This is a genomic window from Pseudomonas sp. S5F11 (genome assembly GCF_019641515.1).
Taxonomy (GTDB): domain Bacteria; phylum Pseudomonadota; class Gammaproteobacteria; order Pseudomonadales; family Pseudomonadaceae; genus Aquipseudomonas; species Aquipseudomonas rhodesiae.
Window position 1 is genome coordinate 3166410 of record NZ_JAIFJZ010000001.1, and the last position, 20871, is coordinate 3187280.

General features: G+C 60.6%; 16 protein-coding genes. 9 read left to right on the forward strand and 7 right to left on the reverse strand.

Features of this window, described 5'->3' with window-relative positions; all coding sequences use genetic code 11:
* Nucleotides 1-37: 37 nt before the first annotated feature.
* From K1567_RS14325 to K1567_RS14335, 3 genes are all read right to left on the reverse strand, one after another.
* On the reverse strand, nucleotides 38-1390 hold the full coding sequence (locus K1567_RS14325; RefSeq protein ID WP_034095707.1) for a DUF3999 domain-containing protein: 1353 nt from the start codon (nucleotides 1388-1390) through the stop codon (nucleotides 38-40).
* On the reverse strand, nucleotides 1390-4947 hold the full coding sequence (locus tag K1567_RS14330; RefSeq protein WP_220698590.1) for a DUF2339 domain-containing protein: 3558 nt from the start codon (nucleotides 4945-4947) through the stop codon (nucleotides 1390-1392). The genes K1567_RS14325 and K1567_RS14330 overlap by 1 nt, the downstream gene beginning before the upstream one ends.
* Nucleotides 4948-5105: 158 nt before the next feature.
* Nucleotides 5106-7556: a glycogen/starch/alpha-glucan phosphorylase gene (locus tag K1567_RS14335; RefSeq protein ID WP_034095455.1), complete on the reverse strand. Its 2451-nt coding sequence runs from the start codon at nucleotides 7554-7556 to the stop codon at nucleotides 5106-5108.
* A 236-nt stretch (nucleotides 7557-7792) separates the two neighbouring features.
* On the opposite strand from K1567_RS14335, the gene K1567_RS14340 reads away from it, so the two are divergent.
* From K1567_RS14340 to K1567_RS14345, 3 genes are all read left to right on the forward strand, one after another.
* Entirely contained in the window at nucleotides 7793-8227 is a 435-nt protein-coding gene (locus tag K1567_RS14340) for a YkgJ family cysteine cluster protein (RefSeq protein ID WP_034095454.1), read from the forward strand.
* Between the two features lie 114 nt (nucleotides 8228-8341).
* Nucleotides 8342-8644, forward strand: coding sequence for a transposase (locus K1567_RS28010; RefSeq protein WP_040267329.1), 303 nt, complete (start codon nucleotides 8342-8344; stop codon nucleotides 8642-8644).
* An 8-nt stretch (nucleotides 8645-8652) separates the two neighbouring features.
* A complete protein-coding gene (locus K1567_RS14345; RefSeq protein ID WP_405045956.1) occupies nucleotides 8653-9477 on the forward strand; it encodes an IS3 family transposase in 825 nt (274 codons plus the stop codon).
* Nucleotides 9478-9666: 189 nt separating this feature from the next.
* On the opposite strand, the gene typA is transcribed toward K1567_RS14345, so the two are convergent.
* Both typA and thiI read right to left on the reverse strand, forming a co-directional pair.
* Nucleotides 9667-11487, reverse strand: coding sequence for a translational GTPase TypA (gene typA / locus K1567_RS14350; protein ID WP_016972267.1), 1821 nt, complete (start codon nucleotides 11485-11487; stop codon nucleotides 9667-9669).
* A gap of 139 nt (nucleotides 11488-11626) precedes the next feature.
* Nucleotides 11627-13081 (reverse strand): tRNA uracil 4-sulfurtransferase ThiI, encoded by a 1455-nt coding sequence (gene thiI, locus K1567_RS14355; protein WP_034095453.1) that lies wholly within the window; start codon nucleotides 13079-13081, stop codon nucleotides 11627-11629.
* A 334-nt stretch (nucleotides 13082-13415) separates the two neighbouring features.
* Between thiI and glnA the strand changes: the two genes are divergently transcribed.
* From glnA to ntrC, 5 genes are all read left to right on the forward strand, one after another.
* On the forward strand, nucleotides 13416-14822 hold the full coding sequence (glnA, locus tag K1567_RS14360; RefSeq protein WP_040265726.1) for a type I glutamate--ammonia ligase: 1407 nt from the start codon (nucleotides 13416-13418) through the stop codon (nucleotides 14820-14822).
* A gap of 206 nt (nucleotides 14823-15028) precedes the next feature.
* Nucleotides 15029-15574: a chorismate mutase gene (locus tag K1567_RS14365; RefSeq protein ID WP_169867893.1), complete on the forward strand. Its 546-nt coding sequence runs from the start codon at nucleotides 15029-15031 to the stop codon at nucleotides 15572-15574.
* 94 nt (nucleotides 15575-15668) lie between these two features.
* A complete protein-coding gene (locus K1567_RS14370) occupies nucleotides 15669-16094 on the forward strand; it encodes a cupin domain-containing protein (RefSeq protein ID WP_040265724.1) in 426 nt (141 codons plus the stop codon).
* Nucleotides 16095-16384: 290 nt separating this feature from the next.
* The gene (gene glnL, locus K1567_RS14375) at nucleotides 16385-17470 is read left to right on the forward strand and encodes a nitrogen regulation protein NR(II) (RefSeq protein WP_034095449.1); all 1086 of its coding nucleotides are present in this window, start codon (nucleotides 16385-16387) and stop codon (nucleotides 17468-17470) included.
* Complete coding sequence (gene ntrC / locus K1567_RS14380) at nucleotides 17467-18903, forward strand: nitrogen regulation protein NR(I) (protein WP_034095448.1); 1437 nt, start codon at nucleotides 17467-17469, stop codon at nucleotides 18901-18903. Before glnL ends, ntrC begins: the two co-directional genes overlap by 4 nt.
* Nucleotides 18904-19347: 444 nt before the next feature.
* Here the strand turns inward: ntrC and K1567_RS14385 are convergent, their stop codons facing one another.
* The gene (locus K1567_RS14385) at nucleotides 19348-19788 is read right to left on the reverse strand and encodes a hypothetical protein (RefSeq protein WP_040265722.1); all 441 of its coding nucleotides are present in this window, start codon (nucleotides 19786-19788) and stop codon (nucleotides 19348-19350) included.
* Here K1567_RS14385 and K1567_RS14390 point away from each other — a divergent pair.
* Nucleotides 19787-20242, forward strand: coding sequence for a tRNA (cytidine(34)-2'-O)-methyltransferase (locus K1567_RS14390; protein WP_034095446.1), 456 nt, complete (start codon nucleotides 19787-19789; stop codon nucleotides 20240-20242). The genes K1567_RS14385 and K1567_RS14390 overlap by 2 nt on opposite strands.
* A 126-nt stretch (nucleotides 20243-20368) precedes the next feature.
* On the opposite strand, the gene secB is transcribed toward K1567_RS14390, so the two are convergent.
* Nucleotides 20369-20848, reverse strand: a complete 480-nt coding sequence (secB, locus tag K1567_RS14395) for a protein-export chaperone SecB (protein WP_014716520.1) — start codon at nucleotides 20846-20848, stop codon at nucleotides 20369-20371.
* Nucleotides 20849-20871: the final 23 nt, after the last annotated feature.

Consider the following 20871-nt stretch of genomic DNA (forward strand, 5'->3'; position numbering starts at 1 on the left):
AATTTCCTCTCATCAGAGGATTTAACCCCAATAGAGTTCACGGCTGGCCCTGCGGTTTGCGCAACAAACTGTAGGCCATGGCCCCCAGCGCCGCCACGCCCAGCAGCAGCACGGCCCACAAACCGAGTTTCTTCCAGTCGCGCCCCTCCTCTGGCGCCACGGTGACGGCAGGCGCCTTGACCACTGCCGCCCCCACCACCTTGGCTTGCCCCAGGGACTTGAGACGCTCGGCGCTGTAGTCAGGAATCAGCGTGGACAACGGCAAGTTCGCCGCCTTCACCGTGGCATTGCCCAACGCCAGGGTGAACGGCGGTTCGCCCCGCGCCAGGAACACCACTTGCGTGGCGCGCACCGCAAAGCGCAAGGCCGGCGCTTCGGCGCCCAGGCCGCCGCCGCGTTCGTCGACCTGCAAGCGGATCTGGTTCAGCACCTGGCCCGGCAATGCCAACTCATCCTGCACAACGTCCTGGCCGTTCTGGGTCAGGCGGTACAGCAGGCCCGAACTCAGTGGTTGCCAGGTCTGCTTGTTGTCACGGCGCCCCGACACACTCACCGGCGCCAGGGTGTTGGGCTGCGACAATTCGATGCGCACACGCTCGGCACTCAGGCCCGTGGGCAGTTGCCAGCTGTATTCACCGGCCCCCAGCCGCGTGCCCGCCAGCGGCGGCGACCACACCAACGGCTGCGGCAGGCTGCTGCGGGTGGCGCTCACCAGCTTGGCCGAAGTCAGCAGTGGCGCGGCCTGGCCCTGCCACAGCAGGCGCAGGTAACGCGCCGATTGCCCGGGCAGGCTGATGTCATGCTGCTCTACCCGCTCGTCGGCGAACGACAATCGCGCCACTTGCCCATCGCCCCAGGATTCCCAGTGCTGCAAATCATCGCTGGCTTCGATAGTGAAGCGCTGGAAGCCTTCCTGCTCACGGCTCCAGTCGAGGTTCAACTGCTGCAACGGCGCCTTGATCGCACTGGCATCCAGCACCCAGCCACGCAACACCTGCGTACCGGGCTTGGCGACCGAGGACGGTTTGATTTCCACCAGGGTGCCTTCGGTGGTGGTTTTCATCACCACGCCGGGCAAGGTTTCGCGGGTGTCGGCCGCGTACAGCGGGAACCACTTCACGTCGGTAACCGAGCGGCTTTCCGTGCTTGAGGCGGCCTGGCGCGACAACGCATACGCCTGGAGCTCACCAGCGGCGTTGAACACGCGCACGTCGCTAAGATCGGCCTGGCGCGCGTTCAGTTGCACGGCCAAGGGCAATTCCAGGCGATACCAGGGGCCGTTGCCGCTGACTGCCAGCGGCACCTGCGTAGTGAAATCAGCCGGGCCCTCCTGGGCCCCCACACACAGCGCCACACACACGCCGGCCAAGGCCACACTCAACTTACCGATCAAGAGCTTGCTCCTTCCGTTTCCAACACAGGTTCGGCACGCTTGGGCGGCAGCGGCGCGAAATAACCCACCACCAGCAACAACCCGCCCACACCGATAAACGACACGATCCGCGCCAGGCCGCCACGGTTGCTCAATTCGACAAAGAACAGCTTGGCGACCACCACTGCAATCAGCGCCGCACCGATCAGCCACACGTCACGACGGTGACGCAGATGGCCGCCGATCATCAGGCCGAGGGCGATCAGCGTCCACACGATCGACAGGCTGGCCTGCACCAGCATTGACGCCAGCAGCGCATCCAGATGAAACGGCACGCCGCCCCAATGGTGCGCAGTACGCATCACCAGCGCGGTGAAGAACGCAAACAGCGACAGCCCCGCCACACCCTGTGCGATCAACTGCGCCCGCGGCCCACGCTGGGGCGCCACACTACGCGACAACAGGTACACACCCAACAAGGCGAACAGCAGGCCCAAGTCCAACGGATTGAGCAAGGGTACGTAAGGCAGCGGCTCGGCCGTGCCGTCGCTGAACGTGTTGGCCAGCCAGAACCAACCGAGCATCAGCACCGCCAACGGCAGCGCGGCCAGCACACGATATTCCCGTGAATACGCCGCCACCGGCCACGGCCATTGACGCGGCGCGGCGGCCAGCACCAGGTACAGGCTCGGCAGAATCGCCCAACCCAGCCAACGCCAGGCGTTGTATTCGCTGGATAGGCTCAACAGGCCGTAACGCAGCTCCAGGGCCAGCACGCCGATCAGCATCCAGCAGCCCAGCACATGGGCGACGCTCAGCACCTTGCCCGGCACCACCGGCGCCAACCGCCGCAGCGAGAGGAAATGCACGGCAAACACCGCCAGCCAAGCCAGCCAGCCGTAATGCGCCGCTGGGTGGTAATAGGTATGGGCGGACACCAGCAGCACCATGCCCGCCGCCGGCATCAGCAGGGTGCATAGCATGCCCAGGGAAGCCCAGCGCAGGCGCGTTGCACAGACACTCCAGATCGCCACGCTGAGCGCCGCGATTCCCAGCCAGAATGCGCCCTGCAGTTCGTCGGGAATAAACCGCAGCACTTCGCCGCTCAACGCCAGGGTCCACCAGGCCGCGCCCCACACCAGCAACAGGTCGGACAGGCGTTGCAGCTTCAGGGCGGCAAACAAGGGCGCATGGGGTTGACGTTGCAGGCGCCAAGCGCCGACCAGCGCGGCCAGGCCCAGCACCATCGGGGTCCAGAAGCCGCTGTGGGCCAAGGGCCGCAGATCTTCACCGGACAACGGCCCGAGCAGCGCCGGCACCGACAGCAGGAACGAACCGCCGCCGATCAGTTGCAGCAACAACCCAAACACAAAACTCACGCGTTGTTGCAGGTATAGGCTTAGCCAGATGATCAACAGACCACTGACCGCCCACACGCCGCTGGCGCTGGCCCAAGGCAGCACGAACAGCACCGCGAGGTTGATCAATACCAGGCCGGCGAGCAGCACCACCGACAACCCACGCACCAACCGCACATCGCCGCGCACCGTATCGTCACGTACCGCCAGCAACATGCCGCCGATCAAGGCCAGGCCGATCAATGATGCGGTCAGCAAACCGCTCCAACCGGCGTCGAACACCGCAGCGCCTTCACCGCTTCGCAGGCGCAGCAGGAACAGTGCGCCGCCCAGCAATTGCACGGCGAACGCAGTAAACAGGAAAGTCCGCGCGCCGATGCGCAGGCCGATAAACAGGGTCGCCAGGCCGGCAATGGCCCAACTGATCGCGGTGCCCTGGGTCAGCAACAACAACGGTGCCAGCAGGTACAGACAGCTCAAACCGAGGCTTGCCAGTAGCGGCAGGCCCTTGCGCTCCCATTCTGCGGCCTGCTCGGCCGAGGCTTTGCGCAATTGGTCGAAGCTGAACAGCAACGCCACGCCCAGCAGCAGTGCGCCCAGTGGCGCGCCTTGCAGCAAGGTACGCTCGCCCAGCTGCAATTCGCTGAGGAACGCCAGCGCCGAACCCAATTGCAGCAACAGGCCGAATGCTCGCGCCAATGGCCGCTGCTGGCGCAAGCCCAGCCAGAAGATCCCGGCGCCTTCCACGGCCCAGGCGGCAGCGGTCCAGCGTGCGTCCAGCCCCAGCGGAATAGCCAGGCTGGCGAAAATCACACCGAGGGCCAGACAGGTTTCCGCCAGCAGCAAGGCGCGCCCGCCGCTGAGCACTCGGGCCAAGCCCATATAGATAATGCCCAGGCCCAACGCGCTGAACGCCGCCGCGAATTCCAAGTGCTGCACCAACGCGAATTGCAAGCCAAAGCCCACCAGCGGCGGGCCGAACAGCATACTGCCATCGACGTAATCACCTTTGGCCGCCGACCAGCGCAACAGTGCGCCACGGCTATCGTCTTGCGGCGCGTCGCGCATCTGCAGCAATTTGCGGCGCGCAAACAACAGGCCGATGGCCAGGTACATCAGGAAGAACAACACCAGAAACGGTTCGGTGCTCCACAGCAATTCCGGAGTGTAGGAACGCAAGCCCCAGGCAAAGCCAATGCCGAAGGTGCCGACAAAACCGATCAGGTTGAGCAAGCGCCAGGCCTTGAACCAGGCGATGGCGAGGATGCCGGTGTTGAGCAAGGCAAAGTAACTGAACAACGCCACATGGTTGCCTGAACCGGTAGAGGTCAGAATCGGCGCGGCAAACCCGCCGAGCGCCGCAGCGCAGGCCAACCCCAGCGCGTCCTGGGTAATCGCCAGGATCGCCGAGAACACCGTCACCGCCACCAACAGACCCAGCGCCGCACTCGGATCGATCAGCGGATGCAGGCGCATCGCGGCGAACACCGTGAGGTACAGCACCGCAATCCCGGTGCCTTGCAGCATCAGCCCATAGTTGCTGTTGCGCAGTCGCAACCACCAGCCCAAACCCAGCAGGCCGATGGCCGCCGCCGCCACACCGGCGTAACGCACTTCGATCGGCACCACCATGCCTTCGGTGGCATAGCGCAGCAGGAACGCCAGGCCGAGAAACAACAGCACCACCCCGACGCGCAGCACGGTATTGCCGCCAAACAGCCAATTCCGCGCGCCGCCGAGGGCGCGCTCGATCAGGGTGGGGCCACGGGGTACGACCGGTTCTTTGGGGAGCGGTGCAGGCGCAGGTGTAGGAGCCGGTGCCCACACGTCGGCGGGCAACGGTTGGCTGGCTTGCTTGGTAACGGCCACCGGGGCCAGTTCAGGCGGTAATTCCCAAACCAGTTCGACTGCCTTGGGTGGCGGTGCGGCTTGGGGAGCTTCGGCCACAGGCGTTTCGACAAATACCGGCGGCGCAGGTGTGGGATCAGGTTGTCGCGCGGGTCTTTCCAACTGCGCCAGACGCTGCTCGACGGCGCTCAGGGCTTTTTGCGCGGCCTCCAGCTGACGAGCCTGTTGGTCCGCTTGGGACGAGAGCATCGACAGGCGGATCGCCTGGCCAATGCCCAACCCCAACAGCGCACCGATGCCCGCATCATAGAACGACTCATCGAGCGTCCAGCCGAGCACCAGCCCTATCAGCATGAAAATCCATTGCATGAACGATATTCCCTAAGCAAACCGGCGCTCAGTATATCGACGCGCAACCAATGTGGCAGGGGGCTTACCCCCAATAGCGGTGTACCAGTCCACATATCTGCAAACTGACACCCTGCCATCGGGGGCAAGCCCCCTCCCACACTTTCAAACTGCGCTGCTTAGTCGAGTGCTTTCCAGATCTCGGTAGCGTATTCGCGGATGGTCCGGTCCGACGAGAACCAACCCATTCGTGCGGTATTGAGCACCGCCGAACGCCACCACGCCTTGGAATCGTGCCAATGCGCTTCGACCCGGGCCTGGGCCTCCCAATAAGAATCGAAGTCGGCGCACACCAGGAAGCGGTCGTAATCGATCAGCCCGTCGATCAAGCCCACATAGCGGCCCGGATCGTCAGGCGAGAACACCCCGCCCCGGATCGCTTGCAGCACATCGTTGAGGCGATGGGACGCGGCGATGTCCGGCCCGGCGTGGAATTCACCGGCGTGTTTGCGCGCTTCCACCTGCTGGGCGCTGAGGCCGAAGATAAACATGTGGTCGGCGCCCACGCGCTCGTGCATTTCCACGTTGGCGCCGTCCATGGTGCCGATGGTCAACGCGCCGTTGAGACCGAACTTCATGTTGCTGGTGCCCGAGGCTTCGAAGCCTGCCGTGGAGATCTGCTCCGACAAATCCGCCGCCGGGATGATGCTCTCGGCCAGGCTGACGTTGTAGTTGGGCAAAAACACCACTTTGAGCAGGCCGCGCACGGTCGGGTCGTTGTTGACGGTGCGGGCGATGTCGTTGGTCAACTTGATGATCAACTTGGCCTGGTGATAACTCGCCGCAGCCTTGCCGGCGAAGATCTTCACGCGCGGCACCCAGTCGGTTTCCGGCTCGGCACGGATCGCCTGGTACAGCGCCACGGTGTGCAGCAGGTTAAGCAACTGGCGTTTGTATTCGTGGATGCGCTTGACCTGCACGTCGAACATCGCCGCCGGGTTCACCGAAATGCCCAGGCGCTCGTGGATGATCTCGGCCAGGGCACGCTTGCTGTGCAGACGCTGCTCGGCGAAGGATTTGCGGAACGCCTGTTTCTCGGCGAAGGTTTCCAGCTCGCCCAGGCGCGTCTCCATGTTGTCGAGGATGTCAGGACCCAAGGCGTCCACCAGCATCTGGGTGAGCTGGGGGTTGGCCTGATACAGCCAGCGGCGGAAGGTGATGCCGTTGGTTTTATTGTTGATACGTTCCGGGTACAGCTTGTGCAATTCGGAGAACACCGTGCTGCGCATCAGTTGGGTATGCAGGCCGGACACGCCGTTGACGCTGTGGGACCCGAGGAACGCCAGGTTGCCCATGCGCACGCGGCGGCCGTTGTCTTCTTCGATCAGCGACACGGCGCGCAACACGTCGAAATCGTGGATGCCCTTGGCGCGCAGCGAGTCGATATGCTGGGCGTTGATCAGGTAGATGATCTGCATATGCCGGGGCAGCATGCGTTCCATCAAGCCTACAGGCCAGGTTTCCAGGGCCTCGGGCAGCAATGTGTGGTTGGTGTAGGACAGGGTTTCGACGGTCACGTCCCACGCGGCTTCCCACGGAATATCGTGCAGGTCGACCAATTGACGCATCAACTCCGCCACGGCGATGGACGGGTGGGTGTCGTTGAGCTGGATGGCGGCGTGTTCGCCCAGGCTCAAGACCGAACCGTGCATGTTCTTGTGGCGACGCAGCAGGTCTTGCAGCGAGGCCGAAACAAAGAAGTATTCCTGACGAAGGCGCAGTTCCTGCCCCGCTTCGGTGCTGTCGGCCGGGTACAGCACGCGGGAGATACTCTCGGCACGCGCCACTTCGGCCACCGCACCCAAGTGGTCACCGGCGTTGAAGCGCTCCAGGTGCAAGTCTTCCACCGCGCGGGCACGCCACAGGCGCAGGGTGTTGACGCTTGCGCCGCGCCAGCCGACCACCGGCGTGTCATAAGCCACGGCGCGTACGGTTTCGTTGGGCGACCAGACCTGGATCATCTTGCCGGAGGCATCCGCCAATGTTTCGACGCTACCGCCAAAACCGATCGGGTAAATCACTTCGGCCCGTTCGAATTCCCAGGGGTTGCCGAAATCCAGCCAGCGTTCGGTCTGCTCTTGCTGCCAGCCGTCGACAACGGCCTGGCGGAACAGGCCATGTTCATAGCGGATGCCGTAACCGTGGCCGGCAATGCCCAAGGTCGACATGCTTTCCATAAAACACGCCGCCAGACGGCCCAGGCCCCCGTTGCCGAGCGCCGCATCGGGCTCCAGCAGGCGAATGCGCTCCAGGTCGACGCCCAGCTCGGCCAGCGCATCGCGGGCGATTTCCAGCACGCCCAGGTTGCTCAGGCTGTCGTAGAGCAGGCGGCCGATAAGGAATTCAAGGGAGAGGTAGTACACCCGCTTCTGGCCTTTACGGTAGATGCGTCGGGTGTGATCCATCCAGTGGTCGACCATTTGGTCGCGGGCGGCCAGAGCAATGGCTTCGAACCAGTCGTGGTCGAAGGCATGATCGGGGTCCTTGCCCACCGCATAGGTGAGTTTGGTCAAGACAGCATCGCGAAACGCGGCTACCTCTGCTTCTCGTGCAAGCGGTTCCTGAGACATCGGTGTGACCTCGGGCGAGATTGAAGGAGTTGCTAGAGCCTAGTCGGTCTGACAGACGGCAGAGGCTCTGGTTCGGCAGTTTTTTAACTCATTCACCGTTGCCGGAATTAGATGCAGGGGCCGTGCCCGATCCTGCGCCGCGCCGCCTTTTAGCTGAAAACCGCAAAATATTGTTCAAAAAAGCACCAATCCCGGTATGATCGCGCGCCCTGATACCGCCCCACCCTGGAACCCTGATGAAGCCTCAACTGATCGCCGCCGCGGAACTCGACCGTCTCGAAACCTGGCAGAAATACTCCAGCCATATGTGCGGCGGCTGCGTGTCCAGCTGCTGCACGCTGCCGGTTGAGGTGAAGATCAAGGACCTGATCCGCATTGGTATCGTCGATGAGTTCGAACGCGGCGACCCGCCGAAGAACATCGCCAAGCGGTTGCAGAAGGAAGGCATCGTCGAGCGCTACAACAACAAGTCCGAGATTTTTACCCTGCAGCGCATGAGCAATAACGACTGCCTGTACCTGGATCGTAAAACCCGCTTCTGCACTATTTATGACAAACGCCCGGACACTTGCCGCAACCACCCGAAGATCGGGCCGCGGCCGGGGTATTGCGCGTATAAGCCCAAGGAAGTGGTGCGCGAGACTAACTTCAAGACCCTCGATAAGTTCTGATCGGGGTTTTGTGGGGGGCTTGAGGGCCCTATCGGGGGCAAGCTGAACTGGCCTAATGATTTTGGACACTTCAATCGGGCGCTATGATGGCGCCCAAATCTGAGGTGTTTGGATATGCGTAAATCTTATTCGAGTGAGTTCAAGCTCAAGGCTGCCAGCATGGTGCTGGACGAAGGCCAGCCGGTTACCGAGGTGTGTGCCAGTTTGGATATAGGCCCTACCGCCTTGCGTCGTTGGGTCGATCAGGTACGCAAAGAGCGTTTGGGCTCGACGCCGGTAGGCGCCAAGGCGATTACCGCCGACCAGCGAGAAATTCAGAGGCTCAAAGCCCTGCTCAGGGAGAAAGACCTGGACATCGAAATCCTAAAAAAGGCCAGTGCTCTCCTGCTTTTGGACGCCAAAGATCATTCACGCTGATCGATGAGTTGGACGAGCAGTACGGCGTTAATCGGTGTTGCCGGGCGTTCGGCGTCAACCGCAGCAGCTTTTACGCTTGGCGTCAGCGCCAAGGTAAGGCTAACCCTCAGCGAGAGCAGCTTAAAGCCGCGCTGGTCAAGCATCACAAGGCATCGCGAGCTTCTGCGGGAGCGAGGACTTTGGCGAAGGAGCTGCAAGAGAAAGGGCATCGCATCGGCCGGTACTTGGCTCGCAGTTTGATGCGCGAAGCGGGGATCGCCAGCCGCCAGCGCCGACGCCATAAGTACAAATCGTCCGGCGTAGAAGCTTTGGTGGCACCGCACGTGCTCAAGCGTGAGTTTGATGTCACGGCGGTCAATCAGGTGTGGTGTGGCGACGTGACGTACATCAAGGTCGGCAAGCGGTGGCTGTATTTCGCTGCGATTCTGGATTTGTTCGCCCGTCGGATCGTGGGCTGGTCGTTTTCGATGATTTCCGATGCCACGCTGACCTGCGAGGCTTTGCGGATGGCGGTTGAGCTCAGAGGTCGTCCTAAAGAGGTGCTGTTTCATTCAGACCAAGGCTGTCAGTACACCAGTCATAAGTTCAGGAATGAGCTGCTGGCGCATGGCCTGCGGCAAAGCATGAGCCGTAAAGGTGAATGCTGGGATAACGCTCCGATGGAGCGTTTCTTTGGAAGTTTGAAATCAGAGTGGGTGCCCGAGACGGGTTACGCATCAGAACATGAGGCCCGAGCAGACGTGCAGCGTTATGTCTCGCGCTACAACATCACCAGGCCCCACAGTTACAACGATTACCGGTCGCCGGTCGTCAGGGAGAGACTGGCGGCATGAACCTTAAATGGTGTCCAAGAATACTTGACCAGTTCAAGCCCCCTCCCACATTTTGATCTGTGAACACATTCAAAGGTGGGAGGGGGCTTGCCCCCGATGAGGCCAGAACAGCCACCCCAAAATCTGCAGGCATAAAAAAACGCCCCCGGCCTTTCGACCGGGGGCGTTTTTCATTCAGCCTGAGTTAACTCAGTTCTTGGCTTTCTTGGCAGCGCGGGTACGCTCGCCTTCGTCCAGGATCTTCTTACGCAGGCGGATCGACTTCGGCGTGACTTCGCACAGTTCGTCGTCCTGGATGAATTCCAGGGCCTGTTCCAGGGTGAAGCGAACAGGTGGAACCAGGGCGATGGTTTCGTCTTTACCCGAAGCACGCATGTTGTCGAGCTTCTTACCTTTGGTTGGGTTGACGCCCATGTCGTTGTCACGGCTGTTCAGACCAACGATCTGACCGTTGTAGATCTCTTGACCGTGTTCAACGAACAGCTTGCCGCGTGCCTGGAGGGTTTCCAGGGAGTAGGTCAGCGCCTTGCCGGTTTCAACCGAAACCAGAACACCGTTCTGACGGCCGGACATGTCGCCGGACTTCATGGTGTCGTAGCGATCGAAGATCGAGGTCAGGATGCCAGCACCGTTGGTCAGGGTCAGGAACTGGTTACGGAAACCGATCAGACCGCGAGCAGGGATGTTGTACTCCAGACGAACACGGCCTTTGCCATCCGGCACCATGTTGGTCAGGTCGCCCTTACGCAGGCCCATCTCTTCCATGACCTTGCCCTGGGATTCTTCAGGGGTGTCGATGGTGACGTTTTCGAACGGTTCCTGCTTCACGCCGTCAACCTGACGGATGATCACTTCCGGACGACCAACACCCATTTCGAAGCCTTCGCGACGCATGGTTTCGATCAGTACCGAGAGGTGCAGCTCACCACGGCCGGAGACCTTGAACTTGTCGGCCGAGTCGCCTTCTTCAACGCGCAGTGCAACGTTGTACAGCAGCTCTTTGTCCAGACGCTCCTTGATGTTACGGGAGGTCACGAACTTGCCTTCTTTACCGCAGAACGGCGAGTCGTTTACCTGGAAGGTCATGGAAACGGTTGGCTCGTCGACGGTCAACGGCTTCATCGCTTCTACGGTGTCCGGGTGGCACAGGGTGTCGGAGATGAACAGCGAGTCCATACCGCTAATGCACACGATGTCGCCGGCTGCAGCTTCTTCGACGTCGATGCGGTGCAGGCCGTGGTGACCCATCAGCTTCAGGATACGACCGTTGCGCTTCTTGCCGTCGGCGCCGATAGCCACAACCGGGGTGTTCGGCTTGACGCGACCACGAGCGATACGGCCAACGCCGATAACACCCAGGAAGCTGTTGTAGTCCAGTGCGGAGATCTGCATCTGGAACGCGCCGTCACGGTCAACAGCCGGTGCTGGTACGTTGTCGACGATCGACTGGTACAGCGGGGTCATGTCTTCGGCCATGTCGTTGTGGTCCAGACCGGCAATGCCGTTCAGGGCCGAGGCGTAGACGACTTTGAAGTCCAGCTGTTCTTCGGTGGCACCCAGGTTGTCGAACAGGTCGAAGATCTGGTCCAGAACCCAGTCCGGACGCGCGCCTGGACGGTCAACCTTGTTGATGCACACGATCGGACGCAGGCCGGCTTCGAACGCCTTCTTGGTCACGAAACGGGTTTGCGGCATAGGGCCGTCTTGAGCGTCAACCAGCAGCAGCACGGAGTCGACCATCGACATTACGCGTTCTACTTCGCCGCCGAAGTCGGCGTGGCCCGGGGTGTCCACGATGTTGATGTGGTAGCCGTTCCAGTTGATGGCGGTGTTTTTCGCCAGGATGGTAATACCGCGCTCTTTTTCCTGGTCGTTGGAGTCCATCACGCGCTCGTCGTTGAGCTCGTTGCGCTCCAGGGTGCCGGATTGACGCAGGAGTTTGTCTACCAGGGTGGTCTTACCATGGTCAACGTGAGCAATGATGGCGATGTTACGTAGATTTTCGATCACTTGTGTATCTCGATCAGAGGATTCGGTGTGCTGTCAGGTCGTGGCAGCGATTAACAGTAGAGTCAGGCCTTGCCGTTACAGCTTGACGGCAGAGTCGGGGGGCCGGTGACGCAGGCCACAGGCAAACAGCCCCGGGCTCTTAGCTCGGTCGATAAACGCGCACATTGGCATGCCCCTCACTGAGCAAATGGTGAGCATGCAGGCGACTCATGACGCCTTTGTCGCAATACAACAGGTACTGACGGCTGTTATCCAGTTCCTTGAAACGCGCGTTCAATGCATAGAACGGCAGCGTTTGTACGTCGATGCCAGGAATCTCCAGCGGCTCGTCCTCGGCGGCATCCGGGTGACGGATGTCGATGACGATCTGGCCGGCCAGGGCTTCGCTGACTTCTTCGATCTGCACATCCTGGCCCAACTCGTCGATCACGCGATCGATCGGGACCAGTTTGGCGTTCTCGAGCGCACGCTCCAGAATCGCCATGTCGAATTCTTTCTCTTCATGCTCCACGCGGTGACGCTTGGCGTGGGTCTTGGGGTTCACCGAAATGACCCCGCAGTACTCCGGCATATGTTTGGCAAAGTCGGCGGTGCCGATTTGCTCTGCCAGGTCGATGATGTCCTGCTTGTGACTGGCGATCAGCGGACGCAACACCAGCTTCTCGGTGACGCAGTCGATGATCGACAGGTTGGGCAGAGTCTGGCTGGACACCTGGGAAATCGCTTCACCGGTCACCAGCGCGTCGATCTGCAATTGATCGGCAATTCGGGACGCAGCGCGCAACATCATACGCTTCAATACTACGCCCATATGACTGTTATCGACTTTGCCGAGAATTTCTCCCAGCACTTCCTCGAACGGCACGCTCACAAATAGCACACGCTGGGAGCTGCCGTATTTCTTCCAGATATAGTGCGCGACTTCCATCACGCCCAATTCATGTGCACGCCCGCCCAGGTTGAAGAAGCAGAAGTGGCTCATCAGGCCGCGGCGCATGATCTGGTAGGCCGCCACCGTGGAATCGAAACCGCCGGACATCAATACCAGGGTCTGTTCCAGGGCGCCCAGCGGGTAACCGCCGATGCTGTTGTGCTGGCTGTGGATCACAAACAACCGTTGGTCGCGAATTTCCATGCGCACTTCAATTTGCGGCGCTTTCAGGGAGATTCCGGCGGCGCCGCACTCGCGACGCAGCTTGCTGCCGACGTATTTCTCGACGTCCATCGAGCTGAACGGATGCTTGCCGGCACGCTTGCAGCGCACAGAAAAAATCTTGCCTTCCAGCGAGCTGCCGTAGTGCCGTTTGCACTTCTCGGTGATGTCGTCGAAGTCGCCGAGCGGGTATTCGTCCACCTGCAGAAAATGCGCGATGCCCGGCATGCAGCTCAGGCGTTCGGTCATATCCTTCAAGGCTTTGGGGTCGGTAACACGGGTTTCCAGTTCGAGGTTGTCCCACACGCCGTTCACCACCACAGCCGGGTCCAGATCGCGGAGCACGGCACGGATGTTCTTGGCCAACTGACGGATGAAACGCGTCCGTACCGGTCGGCTTTTGATGGTGATCTCGGGGAAGACTTTAACGATTAATTTCATGGAAACAGCGCGCGCAGGGCCTGCCGAAAAAGGGGGGCGCGGATTATAGCGGAAATCGCTCAAGGTTTAACCAGTTAATATGCACTTCAACCGCCACGCACTAAAGCAGTGCGTTTAACGCGAGCCGCGCCACATTGCGGTGCGCTGTTTTTGCAGTTTTGTCGCAATGCACCTTTATAGGGGCGTTTTTGGAACAGAAAACCCATGTTGGCGCACTGGCATGCAATTTGCTCTCTTGTGAGGCAGGTTGCCATGGCGGAGTATCCGCGCCGGCATCACCCACATTCTAAGGGCTAACTCCACTACCCCAGCCCGAAGCCACCCGGAGGACACTATGTCGAAGTCGGTTCAACTCATCAAAGATCATGACGTTAAATGGATTGATCTGCGCTTCACGGACACCAAAGGCACTCAGCACCACGTGACCATGCCGGCTCGCGACGCGCTGGATGAAGCTTTCTTCGAAGAAGGCAAAATGTTCGACGGTTCCTCCATTGCTGGCTGGAAAGGCATCGAAGCCTCCGACATGATCCTGATGCCGGACGACAGCACTGCCGTGCTGGACCCATTCACCGAAGAGCCGACCCTGATCCTGGTATGCGACGTAATCGAGCCTTCGACCATGCAAGGCTACGACCGCGACCCACGTGCGATCGCCAAGCGTGCCGAGGAATACCTCAAGTCCACCGGTATCGGTGACACCGTATTCGTAGGCCCGGAGCCAGAGTTCTTCATTTTCGACGAAGTGAAGTTCAAATCCGACATCTCCGGCTCCATGTTCAAAATCTACTCCGAACAAGGTTCGTGGATGTCCGACCAGGACGTGGAAGGCGGCAACCATGGCCACCGTCCAGGTATCAAAGGTGGCTACTTCCCAGTTCCGCCATTCGACCACGACCACGAAATCCGTACCTCCATGTGCAACGCCATGGAAGACATGGGCCTGGTCATCGAAGTGCACCACCACGAAGTGGCCACTGCCGGCCAGAACGAAATCGGTGTGAAGTTCAACACCCTGGTGGCCAAGGCTGACGAAGTTCAGACCCTGAAATACTGCGTGCACAACACTGCAGTAGCTTACGGCCGTACCGCTACCTTCATGCCTAAGCCTCTGTACGGCGATAACGGTTCGGGTATGCACGTTCACCTGTCCATCGCCAAAGAAGGCAAGAACACCTTCGCTGGCGAAGGTTATGCCGGCCTGTCCGACACCGCCCTGTACTTCATCGGCGGCATCATCAAGCACGGTAAGGCCCTGAACGGCTTCACCAACCCATCGACCAACTCCTACAAGCGTCTGGTGCCAGGTTTCGAAGCACCTGTAATGCTGGCCTACTCGGCTCGCAACCGTTCGGCTTCGATCCGTATTCCTTACGTGTCCAGCCCTCGCGCTCGCCGTATCGAAGCTCGCTTCCCGGATCCGGCAGCCAACCCATACCTGGGCTTTGCCGCCCTGCTGATGGCTGGCCTGGACGGCATCCAGAACAAGATCCACCCTGGCGACGCCGCCGACAAAAACTTGTACGACCTGCCGCCTGAAGAGGCCAAAGAGATCCCACAAGTGTGCGGCAGCCTGAAAGAAGCCCTGGAAGAGCTGGACAAGGGCCGTGCGTTCCTCACCAAAGGCGGCGTGTTCAGCGACGACTTTATCGATGCCTACATCGCCCTGAAAAGCGAAGAAGAAATCAAAGTACGCACCTTCGTACACCCACTGGAATACGAGCTGTACTACAGCTGCTGATCCGGTTGCGCTGCTTGACGTAGCGCGATGAAAAAGGCCTCCTTCGGGAGGTCTTTTTTTTGCCCGGACATTACATAGCTCCGTATCTGCAAACCCAATCAAAAAGGTGGGAGGGAGCTTGCTCCCGATAGCGGTGGATCAGCTGATACAGGTGCTGACTGACACTCTGCCATCGGGTGTAGCCCCCTCCCACAAGGAGATCAGCCTTGAAGCGTCGACTTGTGTTCGCTTTTTTATTGGCCAGCGCCAGCGCCAGCGCTGCGCCGCCCAGCCTGGAACCTTTACTCAACAGCATCGCCGAACGCCTGGCCATCGCCGACCAGGTCGCGCTGAGCAAATGGGACAGCAAAAAGCCGGTAGAAGATAAACAGCGCGAACAGGAAGTGCTCGCCAGCGTCGCCGCCCAGGCGCCCAACTACAAACTCGACCCAGCCGTTGCCGAGCAGTTTTTCGCCGCGCAGATCGAGGCCAACAAACTCGTGCAATACACGCGCTTGTCCGACTGGCAGTTCATGGGCAAGGCCCCGGATCTGCCACGCCCGGACTTGGTGGGTAAAATCCGCCCGCAGCTGGATCAGCTTCAAAAACGCCTCTTGCAGCAATTAGCCGACTTCGCCCCACAGCGTAACAACCCGCAATGCCCTCAATGGGTGGCCAGGGCGATTCACGAGCCACTGCACGAGCCCTTGATGCAGATAGCAAGAGCCCGCGCCACTGGCGAGCTATGCCTCCAGGCGCCTGCCAGCAAATAAATACGTGGACTACCTCATCCTAGGCAGTTTCCGGCATCTTCCGATTGGGGGCTCACCCTAGCCTGGCGGGTCATTGACCACACAGGATGGCCCCATGAAATCCTTCAACGGCTTGATCGCTGCAGCCGCGTGCTTGTCCGCGCTCGGCTGCACCACCCCACAACCGAATACGGCCCCCATCAAAACCGAGTTACTGCTGCAAAGCAGCGAGTCATGGGACGGCACGCCTTACACGGCTTACCCTTCGGGCACACCACAGTTGACCCTGATACGCCTCAACATCCCGGCCAATACCCAATTGCCGTGGCACACCCATCCCATACCCAACGCGGCGTATATCCTTTCCGGCGAATTGCAGGTCGAAGCCCGTGAGAGCGGTGCCACCCGCACATTGCGCCAAGGCGATACGCTGGCCGAAATGGTGGGCATCGAGCATCGCGGCAGTACGGGCGACACGCCGGTCGAACTGCTGGTGTTCTATGCCGGTAGCCCCGGTATACCGCTTTCGCAAACCCACTGACCGCCTTACGCAACGCAGGATCGTTTGCCCCAAACGATCCTGCCTTCACGCTTGCTGAACAAACGTCATCAATTCGCACTATATTGGTGCAACAAGTTGCACCCTACCCAATCCGAAAACCCATTTTGGTTCGAAACTTCACGATAAAGCTGGCAGAACGCCACAGTTTCGCGCCAAAAACCCTTATTTCAGGGCCTGCGCGCTTCTTTTCGGAGCCTTGGTTTGGTTTTTGCATTTTCTTGGTATCAGCGTGTGCCTCAAGCCCGCGCCTTGCTCCAAAAGAGGTCCTGATGACCATCAGCGATGCACTGCACCGTTTGCTACTCGACAACCTGACCACCGCGACCATCCTGCTCAATGACGATCTACGTCTTGAGTACATGAACCCGGCGGCGGAAATGCTCCTGGCCATCAGCGGCCAGCGCAGCCATGGGCAGTTCATCAGCGAATTGTTCACCGAGTCGGCCGAGGCCTTGAGTTCGTTGCGCCAGGCGGTTGAACAGGCGCACCCCTTCACCAAGCGCGAAGCGATGCTCACCGCCCTTACCGGCCAGACCCTCACCGTCGACTACGCCGTAACCCCGATCCTGAGCAACGGCGCCACGCTGCTGCTGCTTGAAGTACACCCCCGCGATCGCCTGCTGCGCATTACCAAAGAGGAAGCGCAGCTGTCCAAGCAGGAAACCAGCAAGATGCTGGTGCGCGGCTTGGCCCATGAGATCAAGAACCCACTCGGCGGAATCCGTGGCGCGGCGCAGTTACTGGCCCGCGAGCTGCCGGACGAGAACCTCAAGGACTACACCAACGTCATCATCGAAGAAGCCGACCGCCTGCGTAATCTGGTGGATCGCATGCTCGGCTCCAACAAGTTGCCGTCGCTGGCGCTGACCAACGTGCACGAAGTGCTGGAGCGCGTCTGCCAACTGGTCGAAGCCGAAAGCCAGGGCTGCATCACCTTGGTGCGCGACTACGACCCAAGCATCCCCGACGTGTTGATCGACCGCGAGCAGATGATCCAGGCAGTGCTCAATATTGTGCGCAACGCCATGCAGGCCATCAGCAGTCAGAACGAACTGCGCCTGGGCCGCATCTGCCTGCGTACCCGCGCCCTGCGTCAGTTCACTATTGGCCACGTGCGCCATCGCCTGGTGACCAAGGTCGAGATCATCGACAACGGCCCGGGCATTCCTGCGGAACTGCAGGAAACCATTTTCTTTCCCATGGTCAGCGGCCGCCCGGACGGTACCGGGCTGGGCCTGTCCATCACCCAGAACATCATCAGCCAGCACCAGGGCCTGATCGAATGTGAGAGCCATCCCGGCCACACCACGTTCTCGATCTTTCTGCCACTGGAACAAGGAGCCCCATCGACATGAGCCGTAGTGAAACTGTGTGGATCGTCGATGACGACCGTTCTATCCGCTGGGTCCTGGAGAAAGCCTTGCAACAGGAAGGCATGACCACCCAGAGCTTCGACAGCGCCGACGGCGTGATGAGCCGCCTGGCGCGCCAGCAGCCCGACGTGATCATCTCCGATATCCGCATGCCCGGCGCCAGCGGCCTCGACCTGCTGGCGCGGATTCGCGAGCAGCACCCGCGCCTGCCGGTGATCATCATGACTGCCCACTCCGACCTGGACAGCGCCGTGGCGTCCTATCAGGGCGGCGCGTTTGAATACCTGCCTAAGCCTTTCGATGTGGACGAGGCCGTGGCGCTGGTCAAACGCGCCAACCAGCACGCCCAGGAACAGCAGAACCAGGAAGCGCCGCCGACACTGACGCGCACCCCGGAAATCATCGGCGAAGCGCCGGCGATGCAGGAAGTGTTTCGCGCTATCGGGCGCTTGAGTCATTCCAACATCACCGTGTTGATCAACGGCGAATCGGGTACCGGTAAAGAGTTGGTGGCCCACGCCCTGCATCGTCACAGCCCACGGGCGGCCTCGCCGTTTATCGCCTTGAACATGGCGGCGATTCCGAAGGATTTGATGGAGTCGGAACTGTTCGGCCACGAAAAAGGCGCCTTCACCGGCGCGGCCAACCTGCGTCGCGGTCGCTTCGAACAGGCCGACGGCGGCACCCTGTTCCTCGACGAGATCGGCGACATGCCGGCCGACACCCAGACCCGCTTACTGCGCGTGCTGGCCGATGGGGAGTTCTACCGTGTTGGCGGGCACACCCCGGTGAAGGTCGACGTGCGAATCATCGCCGCCACCCACCAGAACCTGGAAACCCTGGTGCACGCGGGCAAATTCCGTGAGGACTTGTTCCACCGCCTCAATGTGATCCGCATCCATATCCCACGCATGTCGGATCGTCGCGAAGACATCCCGACCCTCGCCCGTCACTTCCTCAGCCGCGCCGCCCAGGAACTGGCCGTCGAGCCGAAGCTGCTCAAGAGCGAGACCGAGGAATACCTGAAAAACCTGCCATGGCCCGGCAACGTGCGCCAATTGGAGAACACCTGCCGTTGGATCACGGTGATGGCGTCCGGGCGCGAAGTGCACATCAGCGACTTGCCCCCGGAGCTGCTGAGCCTGCCGCAGGACTCCGCGCCGGTGACCAACTGGGAACAGGCCCTGCGTCAATGGGCCGACCAGGCCCTGGCACGCGGCCAGTCGAACCTGCTGGACAGCGCCGTGCCGGCCTTCGAACGGATCATGATCGAAACCGCCCTCAAGCACACCGCCGGTCGCCGCCGCGATGCCGCTGTATTGCTGGGTTGGGGGCGCAATACCTTGACGCGCAAGATCAAGGAACTGGGCATGAAGGTGGATGGTGGGGACGATGACGAGGGCGACGACGCCTGATCTCCAATCTACCGAGGTCTAATGTGGAGGGGGCTTGCCCCCGATAGCAGTAGGTCAGTCACAACCTCTGTGCCTGATACACCGCCATCAGGGGCAAGCCCCCTCCCACATTTTAACCGTCACAGAGCTTCAGGGTCGTGCACCGATTCAATGCACCATGAACCGGCATCGGGCACCGGCACGAGCGCCTGAACACCACCGCCGCTAAACACCGCTGCTGAGCTTAAACCGCCAAAGCCCCGAATTCCGGGGCTTTGCGCTTTTCGGCATGATTTTTTGGGGAAAATTGCAAACTCTGGCACGCGCCCTGCAATAACCTTGGTACTACCCAGTTTCGGGGACCTTGGTACAGGCAGGCCGAGAATCCCCTCTTTAACGCCGAAGCCTTTACGGCTTCACCCCGTTTTGGGAGCCCTGGTACAGGCAGGCCGGGAACTCCCTCTTTTATTGCCCTTGGAGATGGATCTCCAGCCGCCAGCGGCCGTCGGCCTCAGCGCCTTTCCACTCTCCGCGCAACGGCCGCGCCGCCACCAGGTTCAGCAGCAAGCCACCATCGGTCTTGCGGATGCGCCAGTTCACGTCCTTATCGTTGACCTTGAGCTGCCCACTGGCAGCCTTGCCCTGGGCGTCGAACAACAGCGCCACGGTGCCGTCGATATGTTCGCCGTGCAGTTGGGGTTCACTGTTGAACCACACCACCACACCGTCCGGCGCCGTTTCGACCTGCTGTAACTCAACCGGGTCGGGAATGGTCAGGCGGCCGATCATCAGGCCCACCATCAAGCCGACAATCGCCAATGACCCCATAACCCTCGGCAATAGCTTCGGCCTTGGATCCTCTTCGGGGGTAGAATGCAGCGCATCTTTGCCTTCGGAGCCGTGCATGTTTCACGTCATCCTTTTTCAACCAGAAATTCCGCCGAATACCGGCAACGTTATCAGGCTGTGCGCCAACAGTGGCTGCCACCTGCATTTGATCGAGCCCCTGGGCTTTGACATGGACGACAAGCGTCTGCGTCGCGCGGGACTGGACTACCACGAGTACGCCACCCTCAAGCGCCATGCCGATTTGGCCAGTTGCCTGGAAAGCCTCGGCCATCCACGGCTGTTCGCGTTTACCACCAAAGGCTCGCGCCCATTTCATGATGCCAGTTTTGCCGAAGGCGACGCGTTTCTGTTCGGTCCGGAAAGCCGTGGCTTGCCCGCCGACGTGCTCGACGCCCTGCCCGACGGCCATCGCCTGCGCCTGCCGATGCGCGAGGGCTGCCGCAGCCTGAACCTGTCCAATACCGTCGCCGTGGCGGTCTATGAAGGCTGGCGCCAACTCGGTTTCAAGTAATACACAAAACAAATGTGGGAGGGGGCTTGCCCCCCGATGGCGAAGTGTCAGTCAACTTATGTGTGACTGATCCACCGCAATCGGGGGCAAGCCCCCTCCCACATTGGGTGCTGCGTCGGTTACAGATTACTGAACCGTCGGCGCGCCTTCCTGCTGCATGCGCTGCAGCTCTTGCGCGTACAGGGCATCGAAGTTCACCGGCGCCAGCATCAATGCGGGGAACGAACCACGGGTCACCAGGCTGTCCAGGGTCTCGCGAGCGTACGGGAACAGGATGTTCGGGCAGAACGCACCCAACGTGTGGCTCATGGAAGCTTCGTCCAGGCCTTGGATCAGGAAGATACCGGCCTGTTGCACTTCAGCGATAAAAGCCACTTCTTCGCCGTTCTTGACGGTAACCGACAGGGTCAGCACCACTTCGTGGAAGTCGCCTTCCAGGGCTTTCTGACGGGTGTTCAGGTCCAGGGCAACGCTTGGTGTCCACTCCTGACGGAAGATGGCCGGGCTTTTCGGCGCTTCGAAGGACAGGTCACGCACATAGATCCGTTGCAGCGAGAATTGCGGGCCTTGGGCTTCTGCTGCTTCGGTGTTCTGTTGATCAGTCATCGCAGATCCTTCTCTATCTTGGG